This is a genomic window from Candidatus Symbiopectobacterium sp. NZEC135, from assembly GCF_025962695.1.
On the sequence record NZ_JAGFPF010000379.1, the window covers coordinates 1 to 1635 of the forward strand.

Consider the following 1635-nt stretch of genomic DNA (forward strand, 5'->3'; position numbering starts at 1 on the left):
TATGCAGGTGCGCTTTACTTGATCGTGATCGGTATTCAGGCATTACTCTCGCAGGGTGGCAGCAAGCTGAATGTTGCTTCACTACCGCGCCAGGAAGTCAGCTTGAAAAAAGCCTTCCTGCAAGGCTATCTGTGCAATCTGCTTAACCCGAAAGCCACCCTGTTCTTTCTTGCCATGTTCACTCAGGTACTCAGCACCCACTCCAGCGTCGGGGAAAAACTGTGGTATGCCTTTATTATCTGGGCACTTGCCGTCGTCTGGTGGCCGTTGCTGGTACTGCTGTTCCAAAGCGGCCCGGTCCGTCGTGCATTGGAAAAAGCGCAAAAGCTGGTAGATAAACTGCTGGGCACCGTGTTGATTGCACTGGGCATCAAGGTGGCATTGGGGTAACACATCCCCTCACCGCCCTGACAGTAAAAACCAGCGCTTACACGCTGGTTTTTTAATCACGTACCAATTCCCTGCTTTTATTCCCCCCCATCCGCAGACGTTGGCACGCTTTTCTTCTGCGCTATACATTGCAATACAGAAGCCCAATTTCTTTGGTCATAGGTATTTATGGCTATTTTTTCATTGATATCTGAACTGAAATATTTTTCTTTAATATTATTGATATCTATCGGGAAAAAGGATTGCGAGCTCGAATCCCACAGCACATTTTCAGTATGAAGGTCATCATGCATGATGCCCAGCTTGTTGAGTCTCTCGATCATATCAACAAATTTTTCCTCGGCATTATTCGGCAACGAACCGGGTGGTAAGGAACTCAGCGTTTCACCAGGAATTTTATACATTCTGACATATGAAACGCCCTCATCATCCACCAGGTGCATGGCAGCGTCTTCTCCGTAATAGCGCCTAAACACCTCGGCCTCATGTTTGGCAATCTCTGCGATCGACTCCCCCTCATCGGCCAGGTAAACCTTTATGAGATATGCATTATCATCTGCATCAATAAAAACTTCCCCATTGGTCCCCTCACCGATGAGCTTACCTACATGAAAATCAACTTTGTGCACGGGGAAATCGGGCTTCATTAAGGTAATGGTATCCATAATTTTTGACGTTCCTGGCTCTAGAGGCGCGTCTTTTTTTAATCTTTTAGCCCATGGGGGAATTGTACCCGTTTGTTCAATTTCCAACGCAAAGGCATAGTCATTAAAGAGTCCCTTTTCCTGAAAACGATACTCAGAGAGTAATTTTTCCGCCGACGCCTCGGTAAAACCGTCAACCTCTTTCAGTACGCTGAGCGCCGTTTTTCTTTTTCTACCGCCCAGACCTACTGTCATAATATTCTCCAACCTTTCGGCGAGATTCTCCTGGTAAAACTTATTCTTCTTCAGTCGAAGAACTATCTTAGGGCCATGCACCGGTTTCATCAGCAGAAAACGGTTATTACCCATTTTTTTCACATGAATAAATTGGTTGTTAACATTCAAATAGCTCTTGTTATTTTCATCCCATCGCAATCCATTCTTATCCGGAGAGGACAACTGCGTTACATCGATATTATTGGTAAACATATCCGAGGTAATCTGCTTTTCAAGCGCACTCGACACATGAATAGAGGTTGGACGCTCAAATACCCAGCGCCCACCGTCCCAGGATACCAGATAATGTTCTTTATCAGGATAA

1 protein-coding gene and 1 pseudogene are annotated in these 1635 nt (G+C 45.5%); one reads left to right on the forward strand and one right to left on the reverse strand.

All coding sequences use genetic code 11. The features are described 5' to 3' along the window. Positions 1-390, forward strand: a 390-nt coding sequence (locus tag J5224_RS27050) for a LysE family translocator (RefSeq protein ID WP_264628238.1), incomplete at its 5' end; no start/stop codon positions are given. A gap of 77 nt (positions 391-467) precedes the next feature. Here the strand turns inward: J5224_RS27050 and J5224_RS27055 are convergent. Further along, a pseudogene (locus J5224_RS27055) lies at positions 468-1635 on the reverse strand (serine/threonine-protein kinase); the annotation flags it as partial.